General features: G+C 62.2%; 19 protein-coding genes and 1 pseudogene. 8 read left to right on the top strand and 12 right to left on the bottom strand.

The annotated features are described in order from the left end of the window. Nucleotides 1-74: 74 nt before the first annotated feature. The 8 genes from BWR59_RS24390 to BWR59_RS24355 all read right to left on the bottom strand — a co-directional run bounded on the left by BWR59_RS24390 (nucleotide 75) and on the right by BWR59_RS24355 (nucleotide 8,400). Nucleotides 75-1,445 carry a sodium:proton antiporter gene (locus tag BWR59_RS24390; RefSeq protein ID WP_081568201.1) on the bottom strand — a complete coding sequence of 457 codons (1,371 nt, stop codon included), beginning with the start codon at nucleotides 1,443-1,445 and terminating at the stop codon, nucleotides 75-77. 286 nt (nucleotides 1,446-1,731) lie between these two features. Beyond that, nucleotides 1,732-2,784 (bottom strand): ABC transporter substrate-binding protein, encoded by a 1,053-nt coding sequence (locus tag BWR59_RS24385; protein ID WP_081568405.1) that lies wholly within the window; start codon nucleotides 2,782-2,784, stop codon nucleotides 1,732-1,734. 5 nt (nucleotides 2,785-2,789) lie between these two features. Beyond that, nucleotides 2,790-3,998, bottom strand: coding sequence for an FAD-dependent oxidoreductase (locus tag BWR59_RS24380; RefSeq protein ID WP_081568200.1), 1,209 nt, complete (start codon nucleotides 3,996-3,998; stop codon nucleotides 2,790-2,792). Continuing rightward, complete coding sequence (locus BWR59_RS24375; RefSeq protein ID WP_081568199.1) at nucleotides 3,995-5,356, bottom strand: FAD/NAD(P)-binding oxidoreductase; 1,362 nt, start codon at nucleotides 5,354-5,356, stop codon at nucleotides 3,995-3,997. Before BWR59_RS24375 ends, BWR59_RS24380 begins: the two co-directional genes overlap by 4 nt. Beyond that, nucleotides 5,353-5,643: a (2Fe-2S)-binding protein gene (locus BWR59_RS24370; RefSeq protein ID WP_081568198.1), complete on the bottom strand. Its 291-nt coding sequence runs from the start codon at nucleotides 5,641-5,643 to the stop codon at nucleotides 5,353-5,355. Before BWR59_RS24370 ends, BWR59_RS24375 begins: the two co-directional genes overlap by 4 nt. Before the next feature lie 61 nt (nucleotides 5,644-5,704). Further along, nucleotides 5,705-6,499 (bottom strand): ABC transporter permease, encoded by a 795-nt coding sequence (locus BWR59_RS24365; protein ID WP_081568197.1) that lies wholly within the window; start codon nucleotides 6,497-6,499, stop codon nucleotides 5,705-5,707. Between the two features lie 3 nt (nucleotides 6,500-6,502). Next, nucleotides 6,503-7,375, bottom strand: coding sequence for an ABC transporter permease (locus BWR59_RS24360; protein ID WP_081568196.1), 873 nt, complete (start codon nucleotides 7,373-7,375; stop codon nucleotides 6,503-6,505). Beyond that, nucleotides 7,372-8,400, bottom strand: coding sequence for an ABC transporter ATP-binding protein (locus BWR59_RS24355; RefSeq protein ID WP_081568195.1), 1,029 nt, complete (start codon nucleotides 8,398-8,400; stop codon nucleotides 7,372-7,374). The genes BWR59_RS24360 and BWR59_RS24355 overlap by 4 nt, the downstream gene beginning before the upstream one ends. 262 nt (nucleotides 8,401-8,662) lie before the next feature. Here BWR59_RS24355 and BWR59_RS24350 point away from each other — a divergent pair, with 262 nt between their 5' ends. The 3 genes from BWR59_RS24350 (at nucleotide 8,663) to BWR59_RS24340 (ending at nucleotide 12,426) form a co-directional block, all read left to right on the top strand. After that, nucleotides 8,663-9,502: an IclR family transcriptional regulator gene (locus BWR59_RS24350; RefSeq protein ID WP_081568194.1), complete on the top strand. Its 840-nt coding sequence runs from the start codon at nucleotides 8,663-8,665 to the stop codon at nucleotides 9,500-9,502. Nucleotides 9,503-9,612: 110 nt separating this feature from the next. Beyond that, the gene (locus BWR59_RS24345) at nucleotides 9,613-10,530 is read left to right on the top strand and encodes a LysR family transcriptional regulator (RefSeq protein WP_081568193.1); all 918 of its coding nucleotides are present in this window, start codon (nucleotides 9,613-9,615) and stop codon (nucleotides 10,528-10,530) included. Between the two features lie 276 nt (nucleotides 10,531-10,806). Further along, nucleotides 10,807-12,426 (top strand): methyl-accepting chemotaxis protein, encoded by a 1,620-nt coding sequence (locus BWR59_RS24340; RefSeq protein WP_081568192.1) that lies wholly within the window; start codon nucleotides 10,807-10,809, stop codon nucleotides 12,424-12,426. A gap of 245 nt (nucleotides 12,427-12,671) precedes the next feature. Here the strand turns inward: BWR59_RS24340 and BWR59_RS24335 are convergent, their stop codons facing one another. Both BWR59_RS24335 and BWR59_RS24330 read right to left on the bottom strand, forming a co-directional pair. Then, nucleotides 12,672-13,610: a class I SAM-dependent methyltransferase gene (locus tag BWR59_RS24335; RefSeq protein ID WP_081568191.1), complete on the bottom strand. Its 939-nt coding sequence runs from the start codon at nucleotides 13,608-13,610 to the stop codon at nucleotides 12,672-12,674. A gap of 49 nt (nucleotides 13,611-13,659) precedes the next feature. Next, nucleotides 13,660-14,547, bottom strand: a complete 888-nt coding sequence (locus tag BWR59_RS24330; RefSeq protein ID WP_081568190.1) for a LysR family transcriptional regulator — start codon at nucleotides 14,545-14,547, stop codon at nucleotides 13,660-13,662. A gap of 127 nt (nucleotides 14,548-14,674) precedes the next feature. Between BWR59_RS24330 and BWR59_RS24325 the strand changes: the two genes are divergently transcribed. Beyond that, a complete protein-coding gene (locus BWR59_RS24325) occupies nucleotides 14,675-15,208 on the top strand; it encodes a GNAT family N-acetyltransferase (protein ID WP_081568189.1) in 534 nt (177 codons plus the stop codon). After that, a pseudogene (locus BWR59_RS24320) lies at nucleotides 15,201-16,349 on the top strand (MFS transporter); the annotation flags it as partial. The gene BWR59_RS24325 and the pseudogene BWR59_RS24320, both read left to right, overlap by 8 nt. Here BWR59_RS24320 and BWR59_RS24315 read toward each other — a convergent pair. Next, entirely contained in the window at nucleotides 16,269-17,561 is a 1,293-nt protein-coding gene (locus BWR59_RS24315; RefSeq protein WP_081568188.1) for an MFS transporter, read from the bottom strand. The pseudogene BWR59_RS24320 and the gene BWR59_RS24315 overlap by 81 nt on opposite strands. 234 nt (nucleotides 17,562-17,795) lie before the next feature. On the opposite strand from BWR59_RS24315, the gene hemB reads away from it, so the two are divergent. Continuing rightward, complete coding sequence (gene hemB / locus BWR59_RS24310; RefSeq protein WP_081568187.1) at nucleotides 17,796-18,770, top strand: porphobilinogen synthase; 975 nt, start codon at nucleotides 17,796-17,798, stop codon at nucleotides 18,768-18,770. A gap of 503 nt (nucleotides 18,771-19,273) precedes the next feature. On the opposite strand, the gene BWR59_RS24305 is transcribed toward hemB, so the two are convergent. Further along, nucleotides 19,274-20,179, bottom strand: a complete 906-nt coding sequence (locus BWR59_RS24305; RefSeq protein ID WP_081568186.1) for a LysR substrate-binding domain-containing protein — start codon at nucleotides 20,177-20,179, stop codon at nucleotides 19,274-19,276. 230 nt (nucleotides 20,180-20,409) lie between these two features. Between BWR59_RS24305 and BWR59_RS24300 the strand changes: the two genes are divergently transcribed. Continuing rightward, nucleotides 20,410-21,270, top strand: coding sequence for a transporter substrate-binding domain-containing protein (locus BWR59_RS24300; protein WP_081568185.1), 861 nt, complete (start codon nucleotides 20,410-20,412; stop codon nucleotides 21,268-21,270). Between the two features lie 12 nt (nucleotides 21,271-21,282). Next, a complete protein-coding gene (locus tag BWR59_RS24295; RefSeq protein ID WP_081568184.1) occupies nucleotides 21,283-21,945 on the top strand; it encodes an amino acid ABC transporter permease in 663 nt (220 codons plus the stop codon). Nucleotides 21,946-21,951: the final 6 nt, after the last annotated feature.

The following is a 21,951-nucleotide window of genomic DNA, read 5'->3' as shown; positions in this document are numbered from 1 at the left end:
TTCATTTTGCCGGTGGGCACCGGCCATTGACTCGTAAAACGTGATCAATGGCCCGTGTCAAAACGTCGCGTCGTTCATTCAGCGAGGTCGGATGCCGGATCCCTGCTGTCCGTTTTCATGCTGCGCTCATAGCGCTCCAGCAGTGGTTGAATGCTGATCCCGTGCAGCAGAATGCTGAGGGCGACCACCGACAGGGTAAGGCTGATGGTGGTTTGCACGCTGTCCATGGGCAACCCGTGGGACAGTGCGTAGCACAGGTAATACAGGGTGCCGATGCCGCGGATGCCGAACCAGCCCACCAGTGCCTTTTGTGGCCGGGTAAGCAGGTGGCGACTGATCAGCAGCCAGACGCTCAAGGGTCTGATCACGCAGAACAGCGCCAGCCCCAGGACGATCGCTCGCCAGTCCCAATAGAGCGCGATGGCGGCGCCGAGCAGGGTGATCAGCAGCACTTCCATGGCGCGCTCCACCAGACTGCCGAAGGCGAGCATGTCGCCCATCATCACCCCGGCGGCCAGTTGCGACTCGCTGAGTTCTTCATGTCGAGTCACGGTCGCTGCTTGCGGATCGCTGTCCATATGCCCGAGCACCGGTTTGGCGACATGCTCGGAAGGCACCTCGGATTGCGTGGTGCGAACCTCGGCCTGACGCAGGCCCAAACCCGCCGCGAACACTGAAAGAAAGCCGAACGCCCCCAGACCTTCGGCGGCCACGTAAGCGATGGCAATCAACGCCAGGGCCAGAAAATCATTGGGGGAGCTGGTGCTGTCTGCATTCTTGATTCGCAGGTAGATCATCAGATGCCCGACGCCACGACCCAGCCCGTAACCGAGCAGCAAGCCGACGGGGACGCCCCAGAGTACATTTTTGAGCAGCCAGCCCTGCACCCAGGCGAAATCCGACACGCCATGACTGACGAACAGCAGGGCGAAGATGACGAAGGGAAACGCGGTGCCATCGTTCAGGCCCGCCTCGCCGGAGAGGCCGAAGCGCACGCGGTCGAAATCCTGCGCGTTATTGACCTGTACCAGTCCGGCGAGCACCGGGTCAGTGGGCGAAAGCATTGCCCCTAATAGCAGAGAAATGGCCCATGGCACGTCCAGCAGGTAGTGCGCTGCCAGGGAAACACCGGCAATGGTTGCCAGCATCACCGGTACCGCCAGCAGATAAGCAGAATGCCAAGCCTTACGGTGCAATGGCAGGCGCAGTTTGATCCCGGTGTTGAACAGCGAAAACAGCACAGCAACTTCAGTCAAGCGTTCCAGCCAGTGACGCGCGTCGCGGATGTCCAGTTGCACAAGGTCCAGCCCCCAGGGGCCAATGCCAGCGCCGAATGCCAGGCACACCGCCGAGGTGGTCACCGGCAGCCAGCGCAGGTAAGAAGAAGTCAGTGCCAGCAGCATCAGCAGGACACCGAACACGGTCATGCAAAGAATGAAACTCATCCGGCCTCGTCAACAGTCAGTGGGCATTTAAGGTGTGACTGTGACGAGGGGGGATAGTTGAATAAACAAATGGTTGGAGCGGTTCTTGATCGTTCCCACGCTCTGCTTGGGAGCGCATGGCAGGACGTTCTGCGTCAAGGTTGACGCGGAGCGTCAGATACTGCGTTACCACGCGGAGCGTGGGAACGATCATAAATCCACCGAAAATGCAGCGGATGTACCAGCCTCTTCGCGAGCAAGCTCCCTCCCACAGGATTTGCGGCGTTTCGGCGTTGAGCCCAGACTGCTACCGCTCGATCGTCCGGCTCCAGCGCGCATTCCACTCAGGGCGTATCTGGTTCACCTGATCCCAGTCGATGGTCACCGCGGTCTCCAGGTATTTGTTCATCGCCTCTACCTGGCCGCGGGTCCGTTCACTGGTCGGGGTTTTCGGGTTGGACGGGATCTGGTCACCCAGCTCCAGCGCAGGCGACTGGGCTTCTGGCGTGAGCAGGAACCGGGCAAGCTTCTGTGCCAGTTCCGGCTGGTCGTTGTTGGCGATGGTGCATTCCGCCACGTTCAATACCACGCCGCCTTCCTTCGGCGGCGCGTATTCGACCGGGATGCCCTTGAGTTTCAGCGCGGTGACCTGCGTCGGTGTCAGCGGGAACAACGCCGCTTCGCCGGTCTGCACCATCTCGGAGATCTTCGCCGAGCTTGCAATGTATTCCAGCACATTCGGGCCGACGGTCTTTGGCCAGGCCTTGAAGCCCGGTTCGACGTTGGTTTCATTGCCGCCCTGCAAGCGGTTGAACATCAGAAAACCATGCAGGCCGAAGGTCGAGGACGCCAGCGACTGGAACACCAGTTTGTCCTTGTAGCGCTTGTCGGCCATGTCAGCCCAGGAGGTGGGGGCCTTCCAGCCGTTTTCCTCGAACATCTTGGTGTTGTAGGCAAGGCCTGTGACACCCAGGCTCACCGCCACCGCTTCGTCCTTGATCTTGCCCTTGGCCGGAATGTCAGCCAGGGTCGCGCTCGGTTGCAGCTTGCCGCACAGGCCCATGGAAATCGCCCGGTACATGATGCCGTCATCGAGGAACATCACATGCATCTGCGGGTTGTCCTTGCTGGCCTGAACCTTGGCGAGGATGTCCGAAGAGGTGCCCGGCACGATCACCACCTTGACGTTGTTGGCCTTCTCGAACGCCGGCAAGACCGAATCGGCATACAGGCGCTCCATGGTGCCGCCGTTCATCCCCAGGTACAGCGTCGTCTCCGCCTGCGCGGGCATGGACGCGAGCAGGGCGGCGAACGGCAGACAAGACAGACCGGTCAGGGCAAAACGTTTGACGTTGTTCATGTGTTTCATGGCTGCGACCTTCCTCTGAGCAATGGGATGACGTTATCCGTACCGGTCGGCACGGCAGTGGCGGAGTGCATGGGCTGCAAGGTGGGTTGAGAAACGGCGTGAAAACGTTTGATCGAGAACGCGTCGAGGGCGATTTGCGGCGAACCGCTGCAGACGATCTGCGCCAGGGCTTCACCGGCCGCCGGGCCGATCTGAAACCCCGAGCCCGCGAAGCCGAAGCCATGCAGCAGGCCGGGTTGCGTCGAGCTTTCTCCGAGCACCGGTTCACGGTCCGGCAAGTAGCCTTCGGTGCCGCTCCAGGTGCGGATGGCCTGGGCGCCGGCCAGCGCCGGGTAGAGTTCGACGGCGTTGCGCAGGATTTCCAGAATCGCTGCCTGACCGGGACGCGCCCTGGTCGGATCGACAGGAAAACCCTGTCCGCCGCCAAGCACGCAATTGCCTCGCGCGACCTGTCTGGCATAGATACCGCCGCCTTCGACCCCGGTGCTGACGTCCATGAACAGCGGCAGCGGTTCGGTGACCAGCATCGCCGGATGCCCCGAGCGCATCGGTACCGGCTCGCCAAACTGCTCGGCCAGTTGCGCCGCCCAAGCCCCTGCGCAGTTCAGTAGCCAAGGGCTGCGAAAGCGTTGCCCGCCGGCAGTCGTGACGCTGAAGGCATTGCCGTCATGCGCCACTTCGGTGACATGGGCTTGCTCGAACAATTGCGCGCCCGCGCGGCCTGCCGCGAACGCGAAAGCGGGCGAGACGACTCGCGGGTTGGCATGGCCGTCGTCAGCGCACAACGATGCGCCCACCGCCACATCTCCGGCCCATGGGAATCGCGCCCGCAGTTGCGCGCGATCGAGCAATTGCAGATCGAGCCCGAAGCCTCGCGACGCTTGTTCGTAGGCCACCAGTGCGGCCATGTCCTTGTCACTGCGGGCCAGTTTCAGATGCCCGGAGCGCAGGTATTCGCCATCGATACCGATCAGGTTGTGCAAGTCGCCCCAGATGGCGTGAGCCCGCTGTGACAGCGGCAACTGCGACAACGGTCGACCCTGACGCCGTACGCCACCGTAGTTGACCCCGCTGGAATGCGAGCCAAAAAAGTCCCGTTCCAGCAATGCCACGCGCTTGCCGGTTCTGGCGAGAAACAGCGCGGCGGAGGCACCGACGATGCCACCGCCGATCACCAGCGCGTCCACTTCGATCGGCAGGCTCATTGTTCTGCCTCCACGCCGAAGGGCAGCGGCTTGATCGGAGCCTGGCCGCGCAGTCGACCGACGCTGGCAATGTCCCGGCCGCTGGCGTGAGCGACGATTTCCGCCGCCGCCAGCCCGCACATGCGTCCCTGACAGCGACCCATGCCAACGCGGCACATGGCCTTGACCCGGTTCACGTCCCAGTGGCCTTGCGCGACGGTCTGACGAATATCGCCTGCGCTGACTTCCTCGCAACGGCAGACGGTCATGGCGTCGGGTGCCTTCGCGGCCCAGTCCTCGGGGAAGGGGAACGCGGTCTCCAGACCGTGGCGGAAGCGTGCGATGCCGTCGAGTTTTTGTTGCAAACGGGCGCTGCGCGCCTGATCGATAGGGTGACCGGTGTCGCCAAGCAAGGTCAGCGCCGCCAGTTCACCCGCCATCTCGGCGGCATCGGCGCCCATGATTCCGGCGCCGTCACCGGCCAGGTAAACCCCTTTGACACTGCTGCGCCCGCTGTCATCACGGCTTGGCAGCCAGGCCCGGTTGAGCGCGCTCCAGCTGAATTCACAACCCAGCAGGTCCGCCAGTTGGGTTTCGCTGCGCAGGGCATGGGCGAAGGCCACGGCGTCGCAATCGAGGGTTTTGCGCTGTTCGCCAGCGAGCCATTCAACGCTACGGACGCGCTGCTGGCCTTGAATGCCGTTCAGCTGCACGCCCTGATGCACCGGGATGCCGTGGGCCGTGAGCCACCCTCGGTAGTACATGCCTTTGGCGAGTGTGGCCGGCTGGCCGAGCAGGGCGGGTAGAGCGCGGGTCTGGGCAGCAAGCGGCGAACTGTCGAGCACCGCCACAACCTTGGCCCCGGCCTTGGCGTATTGATAGGCGACCAGATACAGCAACGGTCCGCTGCCGGCGAACACCACCCGCTCACCGATGGCACAGCCCTGAAATTTCAAGGCAATCTGTGCCGCGCCGAGGCTGTAGACGCCGGGCAAAGTCCAGCCGGGCACCGGCAGAATGCGGTCGGTGGCACCGGTCGCGACGATCAGATGCTGGTAAGGCACCTGACCGGCAACTCCATTGCACAGTGTATCCAGCGTCTGCTCTTCGGCGTTCCACACCAGGGTTTCCGGGCGATAGTCGATGTCGGCCCTCAGGCGATCCAGCGTCCCATGCACGGCCTGGGCTTTCGAGGCTTCAAAGCCGTATAGCGCCTTGGCCGAGCGTTTGAAGTTTCCGGGCTGGCGACGATAGATCTGCCCGCCGCCGCGCAGGCTTTCGTCGATCAGGCAAGGCTGCAAGCCATAAGCGACCAGGGTTTGCGCTGCGCGAACCCCCGCAGGCCCGGCCCCGACGATGACGATCTCCGAGCCTTTCATTGGCAGCGCCCCGGCTCGCGACGCACGTCCTGCCCGGCTTCCAGCAGGGTTGCGCAGGCGCGCACCCGGCGACCGTCGCCGAGCTTGACCCAGCAATCCTGGCAGGCGCCCATCAGGCAGAAGCCGGCGCGGGGTTCGGCACTGAAGTCGCTGCCACGCAGATAGTCGCCGCCGGTCAGCACGGCGGTCAGCAAGGTGTCGCCCTGCATGCCGCTGGCAGGCTGGCCGTCGAGGGTGAAGGGCAGAACTTCGCGGTCGCGCTCTGCCAGGCGTTTCAGCAATGCCATGGTGCGTTCTCTGTGAGACCAAAACGGGGAAAGTGAAAATGAGTGGCAGGCGTCTGGTTCATCAGTGACGCCCCACGAGTACGCGGTCCAGGCCGTAAACCCGGTCGAGGATGATCATGGTCGCGGCGGTCAGCGCGATCACCAGCGCCGACACGGCGGCCATCATCGGGTCGATGGATTCGGTGGCGTACACGTACATGCGCACCGGCAGGGTCTGGGTGGACGGCGAGGTGACGAAGATCGACAGCGTGACTTCGTCGAAGCTGTTGATGAACGCCAGCAGCCAGCCCCCGGCAACGCCGGGCAAAATCATCGGCAGGGTGATCTGGCGAAATAGTGTGAAGCGGCTGGCGCCCAGTGATTCGGCGGCCTGCTCGGCGCTGCGGTCGACCCCGATGGCGGCCGCGATTACCAGACGCAGTACGTAGGGCGTGATCACCACGACGTGGGCGAACATCAGCCAGACGAAGCTGCCATTGACCCCCATCAGCGCGAACAGACGCAGCATCGCCACGCCCAGCACCAGATGCGGAATGATGATCGGCGACAGAAACAGGCCATTGAGGAAGTTGCGTCCGGGAAATTGATAACGGGTGATCGCCAGCGCGGCGGGCACCGCGATCAGCGTCGCCAGGGTCGCCGCCACGACCGCCAGAATCAGGCTGTTGTAGAACGACTGAATGAAGTCGGCGCGCTCGAACACCGCGGAAAACCAGCGCAGGGAAAAGCCGTGCCACGGCAGGCTCAGGGTGTTTTCCGGAGTAAACGCCACCAGACACACCACCGCCAGCGGCGCGAGCATGAACACCACGACCAGGGCGTGAAAGGACAGGGCCAGAGGGCCGTTCTTGGACATTGGTCATTCCCCCAGGGATTTTTTGTAGCGGCCTTCCACCAGCCGGTTCCACGACAGCATCACCAGCAGGTTGATCAGCAGCAGGGCCACGGCGATGGCCGCGCCCATGGGCCAGTTGAGTTCCGAGAGGTATTGGTCGTAGACCACCGTGGCCACCATCTTCAGGCGGCGCCCGCCGAGCAGACCGGGGATGGCGAAGGAACTGGCCGACAGGCCGAATACGATCAAGGTGCCGGACAACACCCCCGGCATGACCTGCGGCAGCACCACCAGACGCATGACTTTGGCCTGGGTCGCGCCCAGTGACAGCGCCGCTTGCTCGGCAGAGGCATCGAGCTTCTGCAGCGAGGTCCACACCGGAATGATCATGAACGGCAGCATCACGTGGACCAGCGCCAGAATGACCGCGAACGGGGTGTAGAGCATCTTGATCGGGCGCCCGCCGAGGGCCTGGATCGCCTGATTGACCAACCCGTCAGCGCCCAGCAGCAGGCTCCAGCCAAAGGCCCGTACCACCACCGAAATCAGCAGCGGGGTGAGAATCAGGATCAGGAAGATCGAGCGCCAAGGGGTGCCCATGCGGCTGAGGATGTAGGCTTCTGGAACGCCGATCACCACGCACAGCAGGGTAACCAGCGCGCTGATCCAGAAGGTGCGAAAGAAGATCTCGTAGAAGTACGAATCGGTGATCAGGTTCAGGTACTGGGCGAAGGTCCAGGCGTCGCCCTTGACCCCGACCTCGTAGTCGAACACGTTGAACGACAGCACCAGCGTCAGCAGCAGGGGTAACACCAGCAAGCCGATAAACAGCACCAGTGCCGGGGTCGACAGCAGATAACCGCGACCGCTGTCGCGCAGCACGCTTGCTCCACTCATGCCGACACCTCATCGACGGTCAGCACGCGCAGCAGCTCGGCCGGCCAGTCCAGGCCCACGGCGGTGCCTTCATTCAGCGGCGCATCGCCGTTGTTGCGGCGCACCACGGTGAGCTCGCCGATGGAGGTCTCGATGCGATACAGCCACTGACTGCCGAGGAAATAACGGGTAATGATCCGGCCTTGCAAACGACCTGCACCGGCGTCCACCAGATCGATCTTTTCCGGGCGCAGGCTGAGGGTCAGTTCGCCGTCGCCGTGCTCCTGACGAACTTGCGCCGCGCCACTGTGGTCGCGGTCGCCGCGCAGCAGGTTGGCCTTGCCGACGAAGCCAGAAATGAAGCGCGTGCGCGGGTGTTCGTAGAGCTTGTACGGTTCGTCGATCTGGGTGATGCGCCCGGCCTGCATGACCACCACACGATCACTGATCGACAGTGCTTCAGCCTGATCGTGAGTGACCATCAATGTCGTGATACCGACTTCGCGCTGAATGCGGCGAATCTCGAACTGCATCTCTTCACGCAGGTTGGCGTCGAGGTTGGACAGCGGTTCATCCAGCAGCAACACCGGCGGCTCGATCACCAGCGCCCGGGCCAGGGCGACGCGTTGACGCTGACCACCGGAGAGCTCGCGGGGATAACGTTCGGCGTGTTGATTCAAGCGTACGAGCTCCAGCACCCGTGACACCCGGCGCTGAATGTCGGCGGCCGGCACTTTGCGCATCTTCAAACCGAACGCCACGTTGTCGCGCACGGTCATGTGCGGGAACAGCGCGTAAGACTGGAACACCACGCCCAGACCACGGCTGGCAGGTTTGGCGTGGGTGATGTCGCGACCGTCAAGGAGGATGCGTCCGGCGCTGACATCGACGAAGCCGGCAATCATCTGCAGCGTGGTGGTCTTGCCGCAGCCGGAGGGGCCAAGCAAGGACACGAATTCGCCTTTGTCCACCGACAAGTCAGTGGCGACCACAGCGTCGACGGGGCCGTAACGTTTGCAGAGTGCCTGGAGTTGAAGAAAAGCCATGGCTGCGTTCCACCTTTTTTCGTGCGTGCCGGGGGCAAGCGTTTTTTATGGGCAGATGCGAAGAGAGAAGGCCTGCCGCAATGAGGTCGGCATGCTCTGTGGACGCTGGCGCTCGATCTGGGTCGGCTGCCGCTGTTATTCAAATCGCCCTGTGGACTGATCCTATGCCCGAGCATAGGATGGGCTCAACGTCGAATTTCATTGAATGAGTGGTTTTTTCAAGTTTATTCATTTGATGGATTGAATCAGGAAAACTGCAAGCATGAATTCCATTGAACGGAATAACCAAGAGCAAAAAGAGACCGGGGTGAGCGCTGTTTCCCGTCTGTTCGCCGTGTTGCGGTGTCTGGGTGATTGCCCCGAGGGCGGCGAGCGGGTGACGCAGATCGCGCAACACGTTGGTCTTTCGCAACCGACCACTCACCGTTTGCTGCGCAGCCTGGTGGACGAGGGGATGGTCGAGCAGGACGCCCGCAGCAAGCGCTATCGCCTGAGCCTGGAGTTTTTCGCACTGGCGGCCAGGGCGGGGCAGACCGGTAATCTGCGCGATGTGGTGCGGCCGAGTCTGCTCAGGCTTTCGGCGTCGCTGGGCGATTCGCTGTTTCTGCTGGCACGCAGCGGTTTCGATGCGGTGTGTCTGGATCGCAGCGAAGGGCCGTACCCGATCCGCACCTTCACCGGCGACATCGGTGGCCGTGTGGCACTGGGCGTGGGGCAGGGCAGCCTGGCGATTCTGGCGTTCCTGCCGGAGGAAGAGCGCGACACCGTGATCCGCTACAACCTGCCGCGCCTGCGTGATTTTCATCTGTACGACGAGGTGATGCTGCGCTCGGAAATCGACAACGTTCGGCGTCTGGGTTATGCGGCGCGCAACACCGGCGTGCTGGAGGGCATGGCGGGGCTGGCTGTGCCGATTCTGGATCGCGAAGGCCGTGCCGTTGCAGCCTTGAGCGTGGCCACCATCAGCGACCGCCTGAACGCCGAGCGCATGCCCACGGTGGTGGACATGCTCAAGCGCGAAGCGGCGGCGATCAGCCAGAAGATCAACCCGTTCGACCCGGTGCTGCGCCGGCCGTCCCAGGTGTTTGGGCAGAAGGAATAGAGGCAGGATTGTCCGCAGGCAACGGCAGAAATCGACGGGACTATATTTACACCACCCAAAGTGATAAACCGCTTGCCGCATACTTCACTTGCTACTCGGTGTAATCAATCGTGAAACGCCATTTCGATGATATTCAACTGGGCAGCATCGAGCTGTTCTGTCTGGCGGCGGAAGCCGGGAGTTTTACCGCCGCCGCACTGGCCGCAGGCGTGACCCCAGCGGCGGTGAGCCGTTCGATATCTCGTCTGGAAGAGCGGCTGGGCGCGCGAATGTTCGTGCGCACCACCCGCAGCATTCGCCTGACCGAAAGCGGGCGGGTGTATTTCGAACAATGCAACAGCGCGCTGGCCCAGTTGATCGAGGCAGAGCGTCAGGTCTCGGGCCAGCAATTGAAGCCCTCCGGCACGTTGCGCATGAGCATTCCCACCACCTACGGCCATCATCGCATCCTGCCGCTGCTTGCGGAGTTCCGCCGGCGCTTCCCTGATGTGACCGTGGACATCAACCTCAGCAATCGCAACATCGACTTCGTCGCCGAGGGTTACGACATGGCCATCCGCGTGCGGACCCAACCGGACTCGACGCTGATCGCGCGCAAGCTGGAAGACGGCGCGCTGGTGATGATCGCCACTCCCCAATACCTGCAACGTGCCGGAACCCCACAGACGCTGGAAGACCTCGCCGATCACGAATGCATTCAGTACGAACTGCCGAGCAACGGTCGGCGAATCCCTTGGCTGTTTCAGGAAAACGGCCAACCCAGGGAATTACTCGCCGAGAGTGGCTATTGCTGCTCGGACGATGTACTGGGTGGCGTGACCCTGGCGAAAAGCGGCGCCGGGCTGTTTCAGGCCTATCGTTTTTCCGTGGAAAAGGAATTGCGTGAAGGCGCCCTGGTAGAAGTGCTCAGCGACTACGCCGGGCGCTCGCGTCCTTTCACGTTGTTGTACCCAAGCAATCGCCATGTGCCGTTGAGGTTGCGGGCATTCATTGACTATCTGATGGAGTGCCGAGAGGGGTGGGCGTGATCATTAAATCAACCGTATTTCATACGGTTGGGCTCTTTGGGTCAGAATATTGACCCATGATTCAGCCGCTGTTTTGACGGTTTTGAACCGTCTATCGGATCTCTCGTCGACCGCTTAAAGAAGCCCTGCTGCAGGTCGAATCAACCTGTGTAAGGCCGCTGGTTTGAACGCTTTCGAACGGTTCAGGCAGCAACACAGGGAAGTGACTAGCGCGCGAACAGTCGGTTGTCAGAAAGACAGCCGAAGATGGCAGTCCTCCCTGATGAGATTCTCCGTATGTCGAAATCCCTGAAATTGCAGATCCTGGCGCTGCTCAGCGGCAGCCTGGTGCTGGTGGTGTTGATCGCGCTGGCCTGCTTCCATTTCCTCTCCAGTAACGTGCACGCCTATCGCGGATTGCTGGAAGGTCCACTGCACGCTTCGCAGTTGGTCGATCAAGCAAATCTGCAATTCAAGGTTCAGGTTCAGGAGTGGAAAAACGTGTTGCTGCGCGGCAAGCAGCCGGCTGATCGCGACAAGTTCTGGGGACAGTTCGAAGACCAGGAGCGTCAGGTTCAGGCGACCCTGGGGCAGTTGAGCGCCATGGCAGGGCTCGATGCAGTGGCCAAGTCTCAGGTCGACAAGCTGCGTGAAGAGCACCGTGCGCTGGGGGTGGCCTATCGCAAAGGGCGCGACGCGTTCGTTGCGGCGGGCGGCGATCCGGTGGCAGGCGATCAGGCGGTCAAGGGGGTGGACCGCGCTGCCAGCGAACAGATGAGCGAATTGGTGCTCAGCCTGCGCAAGCTCAGTGATGCACAATCCGTATCCATCAGCCGCACGGCCGATCAGACCATTCTCATTGGCACGCTGGTGATGCTGGCCTCAGCGTTGCTGGTGGGCGTGCTCACGCTGTGGATGGTCAACCGTAACATCGTCGGCCCTGTCAGCATGCTGATCGAATATGTGGCGCAGCTGAGTCAGGGCCGCTTCAGTGAACGCGTCAGCATTACCCGTAAGGATGAACTGGGGCGTCTGGCCGTTGCCGCCAATACGCTGCGAGATTTCCTTGCCGAGACCTTCACTCGGCTCAAGCGCAGTACCACCGACCTGGACAGCGCCGGTGGCGAATTGAAGGCGATTGCGGCGTTGATGGCCCAAGGCACACACGAGCAATTCGAGCGCACTGATCAGGTGGCGACCGCAATGACTGAAATGTCCGCCACCGCTCAGGAAGTCGCGCGTCATGCCGCCCAAGCCGCGCAGGCCGCCGATGAAGCCGATCGCAGTTCCCAGGATGGCGGCAAGGTGATGAGCGCGACCATTACCGCGATTACCCAGATGCGCGCAGAGATCAGTAATACCGCCGATGTCATTCGTCGTCTGGAAAGCGACAGCGGGCGCATCGGCAAGGTCCTGGAAGTGATTCGCGGGATTGCCGAACAGACCAACCTGCTTGCGCTCAACGCAGCCATCGAAGCGGCGCGCGCCGGAGATGCCGGGCGCGGTTTTGCGGTGGTTGCCGACGAAGTACGCACACTGGCGCAGCGCACAGCGGCCTCCACTGCCGAGATCAACCAGATCATCAGTTCGGTGCAGACCGGCGCCATCGATGCCGCGCAGGCCATCGAAAGCGGTCAGGCGCGCAGTCAGGAAAGCGTCGATCAAGTGGCGCTGGCCGGTTCCTCGCTGCAACGCATTACCACAGCGGTGGAAGCCATTCGTGACATGAACCGCCAGATCGCCACGGCGGCCGAAGAGCAGACCTCGGTGGCTGAAGACATCTCCCGCAACCTCACGGAGATCACCGCCATTGCTACCACTAACCAGAGCAACGTACAGCGCACTCAGACTGCAAGCGAGGATCTGCATGGGTTGTCGATGGGGTTGAACGATGTGATATCGCGGTTGAGTGCTTGATACACCGCGAGTTTCTGTCAGGCCGCATTCGCCACTGTCGTAACCTCCAGAAGCTCCCACAGTGGGCTATGTCCGGCGCAGGTCGCAGGTGCCTCAATTCCTGTGGGAGACGCCGGAGGTGACGACGGCAGCGATGGGGGGCCAGGTTAAGAGCTTCCACCGGATGCGACCCGCGCCAAAGTCCAGAATCCCAACGGATAGGTCCCATTGCAGAGTTCCAAGCCGCTCCGTTACTACGCGAGTGTTTAGCCCTGCCGGAAAACCAGCGCCTTCAACCCACCTCCAGGCTCGATATCGGCAAATTCCGGCGGGTTTTCGAGACGCTGTTCGAAGCGCAGCCCTGGTGCTTCGCGCATCACGCCCTCAATCAGGAAGTCCGCGCCGAGTGCCGGGTCGTTCATGCAGGCGAGGACTGTGCCGTCGGCGCTCAGCAGTTCGGGCAGTTTGCGCAGCACGCGCTGGTAGTCCTTGGTGAGCAGGAAGCTGCCTTTCTGGAACGAGGGTGGGTCGATGATCACCAGATCGTACGGCCCGCCGCTTTTCACCTTGCCCCAGGATTTGAACAGCTCATGGCCGAGGAAGCTGACCTTGCCCAGGTCATGGCCGTTCAGGCGGTGGTTGTCGCGACCACGGCTCAGCGCAGCACGAGACATGTCCAGATTGACCACGAAATCCGCTCCGCCCTCGATGGCGGCCACAGAAAACCCGCAGGTGTAGGCGAACAGATTAAGGATGCGTTTGCCTGCGGCGTTGGCGCGGACCCAATCGCGACCGTAGCGCATGTCGAGGAACAGGCCGGTGTTTTGTTTCTTGCCGAAATCCACGAGGTAGCGCAGGCCGCCTTCCGTCAGGGTCCAGTCATCCGGCATCTCGCCCAGCAGGGTTTCGGTCAGGCTGTCGGGCAGGTAGCGGTGTTGCAGCAGTAACGTGTGGGCTTCGCTGTTTTTCCAGGCCTGTGTCTGCATCAGATCCAGCAGCAGGCGTTTCAACCCGTCCAGTTCATCGGCCGCAGGTTCCTTGAACAGCGACACCAGTACCACGCCCTGCATCCAGTCCACGGTCAGCTGCTCCAGGCCCGGCCAGCGGCGACCGCGGCCGTGGAACAGGCGGCGGGTTTCGGCGGGCGCTGGGGCGAGGGCGGCGAGCAGGTGCTCGTTGAGGGTATTCAGGGCGTCGGCATTCATGGGGTGGCGGCGGTTCAGCTGTGAAGAAAGGGCGGCATTCTAAACCCAATCACGGCGCCAGCGTCTGCAAGGCTTCAAGGACCTGGCGCAAGGCCTTGCCCAACGGCTTGTCCTGACGCAGCACAATGCCCAGCGTGCGGCTCAGCGGAGGAGTCAATGGCTGCACCTGCAAACCCCGCCGATGGTGAGCAGCTGCAACCGACATCCGCGGCACGATGCTGTAACCCAGGCCTGCCGCGACCATTTCCTTGATTGCCTCGATGCTGCCCAGTTCCATCACCGGCTTGATGCGCAAGCCCGCACGCAGGTACCACTCATCAATCAGCAAGCGGGTGCTGCTGCCTGCTTCGAACACCACCAGCGGCAGAGTTTCCAGCGATTGTGGTGTGATCGCGGGCGGGAGGGTCTTTTGCTCGGCGCTGAAAATCGCCACAAACTCGTCGTCCAGCAGAGGCGTGATCGACAGGCTGCGTCCGGCGGCGGGGAGGGTGACCAGCGCCAGATCCAGCCGGTTTTCCTCGACCGCACGCAGAATGCCGTCGGTGTTGCCGGTGCTGACTCGCACGTCCAGCGCCGGGAACTGCCGACGCAAGGTTTGCAGAATGGGCGGCAGCAGATGAATGCAGGCTGTCGCGCCAGTGCCAATAGCGATCTGTCCGGCGACGCCCTGCGCGTGGCTGGCGAGGTCGAGCAAAGCGTCTTCCACCACCGCATCAATCCGCCCGATGTGTTCCAGCAGCGTGCTGCCGGCGGAAGTCGCCTTAATGCGTTTGCCTACTCGCTCGATCAACCGCAGGTTCAGGCGCTGCTCCAGTTGGCGGATATGCAGGCTGACGGCGGGTTGAGTCAGGTTCAGGCGTTCAGCGGCGGCCGAGAAACTGCCGTGGCGGATGACGTGGGCAAAGGTGTGCAGGTGATTGAGATTGAGCCGTTGCATGGCAAAGTTTTACTTATGCTGAGGATGACAAATCATAACTTTGTTTTGGTATATCGGCGCGTCATGATTGCGTCAGTGACAGCAAGCAAAAGCCATTACCCCGCACTTTCGTTCAAGAAGACTACTCATGCCCGACACTCTCATCCTGCGCGACGCCCATGAAGACGACATGCCTGCCGTACAGGCGATCTACGCCCACCACGTCATCCACGGCACCGCCAGTTTCGAGCTGGAGCCGCCGAACGTTGCACAGATGCTCCAGCGCCGCGCCGATGTCTGTGCCAATGGTTTGCCGTATCTGGTGGCCGAGCGCGACGGCGAGGTGGTCGGCTATGGTTACGCAACCCTCTATCGGCCGCGCCCGGCGTATCGCTTCACTGTCGAAGATTCGGTGTACGTGCGCGAAGGCATGGCAGGGCTGGGCATCGGTCAGGCTTTGTTGAACCTGATCATCCAGCGTTGTATCGAAGGCGGTCGGCGGCAGATGGTGGCGGTGATCGGCAACAGTGAAAACATTGCCTCGATCCGCCTGCATGAGCGTCTTGGGTTTCGAAAAGTTGGGGTGTTCGAGTCGGTGGGTTTCAAACATGGGCGCTGGCTCGATACCGTGCTGATGCAGCGCGAACTGGGCGAGGGCTCCGCCTGCGTGCCCCGTGGCTAGCGCCGCACTGGACTACCGGGTGGTCTGGCCGCTGGGGCTCGGGCAACTGATCAACTGGGGCGTGTCGTTCTACCTGCTCGGCGCTTTCGGCCAGGCCATGGTCGGCGATCTGGGATGGAGCGCGCCGCAGGTGTTCGCCGGCTTGTCGGTGGCGATGGTGGTGATGGGGCTGGTGTCGCCCCTGACCGGTCGTTTGATCGAGCGCTTTGGCGGGCGCAATGTTCTGCAGCTGGGGACCTTGATCAATGCGCTCGGTTGCGTGCTGCTGGCGTTCTGTGATTCACCGGTTGCGTATTACCTCACCTGGATGCTGTTAGGCACCGGCATGCGGCTTTCGCTGTATGACGCTTTGTTCGCGACATTGGCGGGGCTGGCCGGTGAGCGCGCCAGACCGGCGATGGTGCGTATCACCTTACTCGGCGGATTGTCTTCAGCGGTGTTCTGGCCGCTGGGGCACGCCCTGCAGGTAAGCCTGGGCTGGCGCAGTGGTGCACTCATCTATGCTGCGCTTGCCGTCGTCAGCGCCGCATTGCTCTTCGTTTTGCCAAAAGGGGGGGCTGTAATCGGCACAGATTGCCAAGCGAAGAGCGAACACGAAGACATCCCGGCACCCCTGTCGCGGCAGATTCTCTACGGCCTGAGCGTAACCCTGATTGGCGTGCTGTCAGCCGGACTCGGGCCGCAATTGCCCGGTTTGCTGGCGGGCATGGGCGCACCGATCAGCCTCGTGGCGCTGTGGGGAATCGGCCAGACCAGCGCGCGGTTGACCCAGAGCCTGTTCGGTCGATCGACGTCTGCGCTGTCGCTCAATCTGTTTGTGAGCGTTGGTCTGCCGCTGTGTTTCGCCCTGGGCTTGATGGCCCAGGGCAGAGTGATGCTGGCGTGTCTGTTCGTGTTTGGCTACGGCGCACTCAACGGGCTTTCGACGCTGTTGCGCGCCAGTTTGCCGTTCGAGCTTTTCGCGCACCGCCAGTACGCCCGATTACTCGGGCGGTTGGTGGCCCCGGGGTTCATCCTGTCGGCCTTCGCGCCCTGGTTTTTCGCTGCTGTGCGCGATCACTCAGGTGACCGGGCCTTGCTCGGCCTGGCCGTGGGCATTGGTATCGCCAGCCTCGTCGTGGCGCTGTTGCTCAGGCGTTTCGGCATGCAGGGCAAGGGTCTCGGGCACGGCCAGCCACAGCAACACGAAGGCCAGCGCGGCAATCACGGCCAGCGTGAGGAACGCGGCGCTGTAACCGGCTTCGCGAATCACCAGCCCGGCCAAGCCGTTGCTCAGCGCCGCGCCCAGGCCGAAAACCGTTGAAATCGCCCCGAGGCTGACGTTGAAGCGGCCAGTGCCCTGAGTCAGGTCCTTGACCACCAGCGGCAACAGGGCACCAAACGCCCCGGCGCCGATGCCATCGAGCAGTTGCACTCCGACCAGCCAGTACGGGTTATCGGACAGCACATACAACACGCCACGCAGCGGCAGGATGATGAAGCCCGCCAGCAGCAACGGCTTGCGTCCCCAGCTGTCGGCCTTGGCGCCCACCAGCCAGGCGACCGGCACCATCACCAGCTGTGCGGCGACGATGCAGGCGGAGGTCAGTGGCGTGGCAAGGTGGATGTCGATCTGCGAGAGCTTCTGGCTGACCAGCGGCAGCATCGCGGCGTTGGCCAGATGAAACAGTCCGCAGCAGATCGCAAAGACCAGTAGCGGCCGGTTGTGCAGCAGTACCGCCACGCCACTGGGTTGCTCGTTTGCCTGCTGAACGCCAGGGTCAAAACCCCGGGCGACCTCATGATCGATGGCGCTGCCGTCGACGAAACTCACCGCCACGATGCTCGCCGCTGCCATGAACGCCATCAGGTAAAACACCGCAATCGGCCCGAACAGCCACGAGCAACCGCCGGCCAGCAGCGCTGCACAGGCATTGCCGGCATGGTTCCAGGTTTCATTGCGACCGGTACGGCGAGTGAACGCCTTGGGCCCGGTGATCCCCAATGAGATCGCAGCGATGGCTGGGGCAAACACCGACCCCGCGATGGCGCTGAGGGATTGGGTAACCGTGACCCAGGTAAAAGAATGGATGAACGGCAATACCAGGCAACCGGCAGTCACCAGCAGGGCGGCGATTACCACCACCAGACGCTTGCTGCGGGTGCGGTCAATCAGCGCACCCGCTGGCGTCTGGGTGACCAAAGCGGCTATACCAGCGAGCGTCATGACCAGCCCGATGCTGGCCGGGTCCCACTTGTGGACAGCCAGCAGGTAGATCGCAAGATAGGGGCCGAGCCCGTCGCGCACGTCGGCGAGAAAGAAGTTGAGGCCGTCCAGCGAGCGGTTGTTGCGCAGGTCTGATGAGGTGTTCACGTTGGTCTCGATGCACGCGTAGGTGCAACCGGGATTGGCTGCCGCTCTTGCTTAATGACCCGGCCGCATGACGTTGGTTCGATGACCTCGATGGCACTGTTACCGGTTCGGTAATGGACTTTATTGCCGCGACATTTGAATCGAGAACGGCGCAGGCATAAGCTTCGCGCCATTGATATCGCCCGGACGTCGTACGTCCGGCGGTTTTCCGGAATATTTTCTTCAGGAACTGCCATGTCCAGTCTGTTTCCCGCCGCTCGTCCACGTCGCCTGCGCAGCAACGCAAACTTCCGCGCGCTGTTCCAGGAAACCGAATTCACCCTCAACGATCTGGTGCTGCCGATCTTCGTCGAAGAAGAGGTCGACGACTTCGTGCCGATCAACAGCATGCCCGGCGTGAGCCGCATTCCCGAGTCGAAGCTGGCGCAGGAAGTCGAACGCTATGCCCGCGCCGGCATCAAGTCGGTGATGACCTTCGGCGTGTCGCATCACCTGGACGCTACCGGCAGCGACACCTGGCAGGAGAACGGTCTGGTGTCGCGCATTTCTCGGACGATCAAGGACGCGGTGCCGGAAATGATCGTGATGTCCGACACCTGTTTCTGCGAATACACCGACCACGGCCATTGCGGCGTGATGCACGGTGCGCATGTCGACAATGACGCGACCATCGAGAACCTCGGCAAGCAGGCGGTCATGGCGGCGCGTGCCGGTGCTGACGTGATTGCACCGTCGGCTGCGATGGACGGTCAGGTGCGGGCCATTCGTGCCGCGCTGGATGCGGCGGGTTTCACCCAGACGCCGATCATGGCCTATTCGACCAAGTTCGCATCGTCGCTGTACGGTCCGTTCCGCGAGGCCGGCGGCTCGGCGCTCAAGGGCGACCGCAAAAGCTACCAGATGAACCCGATGAACCGCCGCGAAGCCCTGCGCGAGTCGTTGATGGACGAGGCCGAAGGCGCCGATGCGTTGATGGTCAAGCCAGCGGGCGCGTACCTGGACATCATTCGCGACATCCGTGAAGCCTCGAACCTGCCGTTGGCGGCGTATCAGGTCAGCGGCGAGTACGCGATGATCAAGTTCGGCGCACAGGCCGGCGCCATCGACGAAGGCCGCGTGGTGCGCGAAAGCCTCGGCGCAATCAAGCGCGCGGGTGCGGATCTGATTTTCACGTACTTCGCGATGGACCTGGCACTGGCCGGGATTTAATGGCGACAGGCATGCCGCCTTCGCCACCGTCGTAACCTCCGGCAGCTCCCACAGGTATCGCGTCGGACCCAAACATGTGGCGCCCCCAATCCCCGTGGGAGACGCCGGAGGTCACGACGGTACGGGCCGCGATTCGGACGAAGCGGTGTGTCAGACAACAACAGCTGCGACTGACCCACCGCTATCGTCCGACCGCGGCCCGGGCTGTCGCACAGCTCCAGCAGCTCCCACAGGGACGGTGTTGCCTGTTGCAGGTGCGCTGGCCTGCGGGTTGTGGCGTGTTTGCGAATGTTCGCCACGCCACAAAACCTGTGGGAGACGCCGGAGGTCACGACGGTACGGGCCGCGATTCGGACGATAGCGGTGGATCAGTTAGAAAACGAATCAGCTGAACCACCGCAATCGCAGCTGTTCCACAGCTCCAGCAGCTCCCACAAGGTCATGCGTACACCAGGGGCGCGGCTCTCCGGTCGTGCCCACTTGGCGACTTTCGGCTGGGTGCGCTACCCCTGCCAATCCTTGCTCGCTTCGGTCAGCATTTCCTCGATCAAAACCCCAAAACGCTGGCTCAGCAAGCTCTGCGGCCGATCCTCTGGCAGCAGCAGGTACGTCGAAAAGCGGATCTGCGGCAGGAACGGGCGGGTTTCGATGCCCATGTGCAGGTACTCCAGCGCCACCATCGGGCTGACGATACTCACCCCCAGCCCCAACGCCACCAATGAACACACGGTTGCCGCATAAGGCGTTTCCAGGTTCAACTTGCGGTGCTCCTTATCGCCGGCGAACGCCCGATCCACTCGGGTGCGCGAGCCGTCGTTCAGCGACAGCGAAATGAATTCCTCGCCTTTCAGATCCTCAGGTTTTACCGACTTCAGTTCCCCCAGCCTATGCCCCTTGGGAAACACGCAGACCCCCGGCACGTCGCAGATCTTCCGGGTGCGCACGCCGGGCATGTCCTCGCCAACATATGACGCCAGCCCCACATGACAGAACTGCGAGGCCGCCCAGTGGGCAACCATCGGTGAATCGCTGGTGTGGATCGAAATGGCCGCGTCGGGGTTTTCCTTACGAAAACGCTGGATGACCTTCGGCAACACCGTCAGTGACAGCGACGGCACGGCAGCGATGCGTAACTGACCCGTCCCGCCCTGGCGAATGTTCTGCGCCGACTTCTCCAGGCTTTGCAAGCCGATGAAAGCCCGTTCCACATCGGCGAACAGCGCCGCGCCTTCATCCGTGGGCAACAGGCGGCCGCCCACACGCTCGAACAGTTTGAAGCCACTGGCCCGTTCGAGCTGCGCGATCAGGCGGCTGATGTTGGGTTGCGAGGTGTGCAGCGACTCCGCTGCGGCGGTCATCGAGCCGCTCAACATCACGGCGCGGAAGGCTTCGACTTGTTTGAAGTTCATGGCAGGCCATATCAATTCGGTATGGGTGACCAATGTATTGTCATTTGTTGGCATGAGCTAGAGGCTTTATAACTGTTTTCGACATCGAAGATTCCGCGCAGACGGACGCGATGTTCAAGCGCACCTCGAACCCTGAGACCGCGCTGTAAATCCCGCTGCTCTCTGCCCTTGAAATCGTTGCGTGTCGTCGCATTCTGCGGCGCTGCGCTGGTAGGTAACCAGGAGGCAATATGTCGTTCTCATGCAAACTGTTTTCGTTGAACGTATTGGGTCGTGCACTCGCGTTCTCGTGTGTCTCCCTGGCTGGTGTGGCGCAGGTTCATGCCGCGGAACTGCCGCCGGTTCCTGATGAAATCAAGGACGCCGGTCAATTGCGCGCCGGGGTGCGTTGCGACCAGCCGCCATACGGCTTCCAGAACGGCAACGGCGAGTTCGCCGGGGTCGAAGTGGAGATGTCCAGGCAGATCGCGCTCTGGGCACTGGGCTCCAAAGACAAGGTGACCTTCACCTGCGTCACCGCTGAAAACCGCGTTCCGCAGTTGCTGGGGCGCAAAGTGGATTTCCTCATCGCTACCCTCGGCGTCACCCCGGAGCGCCAGCGCGTGATCGACTTCACCACACCGTATCGCTGGGGTGCCAGTGACGTGGTGGTGAAGAAGGACAGCCCGATCAAGTCGATCAAGGACCTCAACGGCAAGACCCTCGCCACGCTCAAGGGCTCGGTGCAGGCCAAGTGGTTCGAAGACCACATGCCGGAGGTCAAGACCCTGCGCATGAACAGCGCCGCCGACGCCTTGCAGACGTTCCGCCAAGGCCGCGCCGATGCCTACACCCACGACGCCGCGACGTTGGTGGTGGTCGCCGCCAACGACAGCGATGCGCGCCTGATCAACGAGCCGTTCCAGATCTCCGACGCGGCCATCGGCGTGCGCAAGAACGACGAACAGTTCCGTGACTACCTCAGCGCCGCAGTGGCGAAGATGCACGAGGACAAACTGTTCGGCGGCTGGGTGCGTCAGTACGTTCCGGAAAACATTCAGAGCTACTACCTGAGCGTGTTCGAGCAAGCCAAACCCGCCGAAACACTCTGACCGGGCGCTGTCATGGATTTCGATTTCAATTACCTGCTGGCGCAGTGGCCGGCGCTGCTCGACGGGGTCTTGATGACGCTACGGGTTTCGCTGCTGGCCATCGCATTCTCCCTGCTGATCGGCGTCCTTGGCGGTGCGGCACGGGCGATGCGCATTCCGGTATTGGCGCAGATCGTGGCGCTGTACGTGGAGTTGATCCGCAACACGCCGATTCTGGTGCAGCTGTTCTTCATCTTTTATGGCTTGCCAGCGATAGGTCTTGAGCTGTCGCTGTTCTGGTCCGGGGTGTTCTGCCTGTCGTTGTGGGCGGGGGCCTATCAGGTGGAGAACATGCGCGGCGGCCTGGCCACGGTGGAACACAAGATGCGCGAGGCGAGCATGGCCCTGAGCCTCAAGCCTCACCAGTATCTGTGCCTGGTGGCCTTGCCGATCGCCTTTCGCACCAGCCTGCCTGCGGTGCTCAACACGGCGATCTCGTTGCTGAAAAACTCGTCGTACCTGCAAGCCATCGGGCTTGCCGAACTGACCTTCGTGGCGGTGGACCGCATCGCTACGGATTTCCGTGCCATCGAGATGTTCAGCGCGATCTGTGTGATGTACCTGGCGCTGGTAGCGGTTCTTTCGCTATTGACCGGACGCCTGTCTGCCCACCTGCAACGTCCTTTCAGGCACTGAGGTTGC

The organism is Pseudomonas sp. Bc-h (assembly GCF_002080045.1).
GTDB lineage: Bacteria > Pseudomonadota > Gammaproteobacteria > Pseudomonadales > Pseudomonadaceae > Aquipseudomonas.
This window is presented reverse-complemented; position numbering and strand designations above follow the sequence as displayed.

Coding starts and splice junctions, on each gene's coding strand:
- BWR59_RS24355 (WP_081568195.1), bottom strand. CDS start 8,400: ATGGCTTTTCTTCAACTCCAGGCACTCTGCAAACGTTACGGCCCCGTC.
- BWR59_RS24350 (WP_081568194.1), top strand. CDS start 8,663: ATGAATTCCATTGAACGGAATAACCAAGAGCAAAAAGAGACCGGGGTG.
- hemB (WP_081568187.1), top strand. CDS start 17,796: ATGTCCAGTCTGTTTCCCGCCGCTCGTCCACGTCGCCTGCGCAGCAAC.
- BWR59_RS24380 (WP_081568200.1), bottom strand. CDS start 3,998: ATGAGCCTGCCGATCGAAGTGGACGCGCTGGTGATCGGCGGTGGCATC.
- BWR59_RS24300 (WP_081568185.1), top strand. CDS start 20,410: ATGTCGTTCTCATGCAAACTGTTTTCGTTGAACGTATTGGGTCGTGCA.
- BWR59_RS24340 (WP_081568192.1), top strand. CDS start 10,807: ATGTCGAAATCCCTGAAATTGCAGATCCTGGCGCTGCTCAGCGGCAGC.
- BWR59_RS24390 (WP_081568201.1), bottom strand. CDS start 1,445: ATGAGTTTCATTCTTTGCATGACCGTGTTCGGTGTCCTGCTGATGCTG.
- BWR59_RS24360 (WP_081568196.1), bottom strand. CDS start 7,375: ATGAGTGGAGCAAGCGTGCTGCGCGACAGCGGTCGCGGTTATCTGCTG.
- BWR59_RS24295 (WP_081568184.1), top strand. CDS start 21,283: ATGGATTTCGATTTCAATTACCTGCTGGCGCAGTGGCCGGCGCTGCTC.
- BWR59_RS24370 (WP_081568198.1), bottom strand. CDS start 5,643: ATGGCATTGCTGAAACGCCTGGCAGAGCGCGACCGCGAAGTTCTGCCC.
- BWR59_RS24375 (WP_081568199.1), bottom strand. CDS start 5,356: ATGAAAGGCTCGGAGATCGTCATCGTCGGGGCCGGGCCTGCGGGGGTT.
- BWR59_RS24365 (WP_081568197.1), bottom strand. CDS start 6,499: ATGTCCAAGAACGGCCCTCTGGCCCTGTCCTTTCACGCCCTGGTCGTG.
- BWR59_RS24305 (WP_081568186.1), bottom strand. CDS start 20,179: ATGAACTTCAAACAAGTCGAAGCCTTCCGCGCCGTGATGTTGAGCGGC.
- BWR59_RS24325 (WP_081568189.1), top strand. CDS start 14,675: ATGCCCGACACTCTCATCCTGCGCGACGCCCATGAAGACGACATGCCT.
- BWR59_RS24385 (WP_081568405.1), bottom strand. CDS start 2,784: ATGAACAACGTCAAACGTTTTGCCCTGACCGGTCTGTCTTGTCTGCCG.
- BWR59_RS24335 (WP_081568191.1), bottom strand. CDS start 13,610: ATGAATGCCGACGCCCTGAATACCCTCAACGAGCACCTGCTCGCCGCC.
- BWR59_RS24330 (WP_081568190.1), bottom strand. CDS start 14,547: ATGCAACGGCTCAATCTCAATCACCTGCACACCTTTGCCCACGTCATC.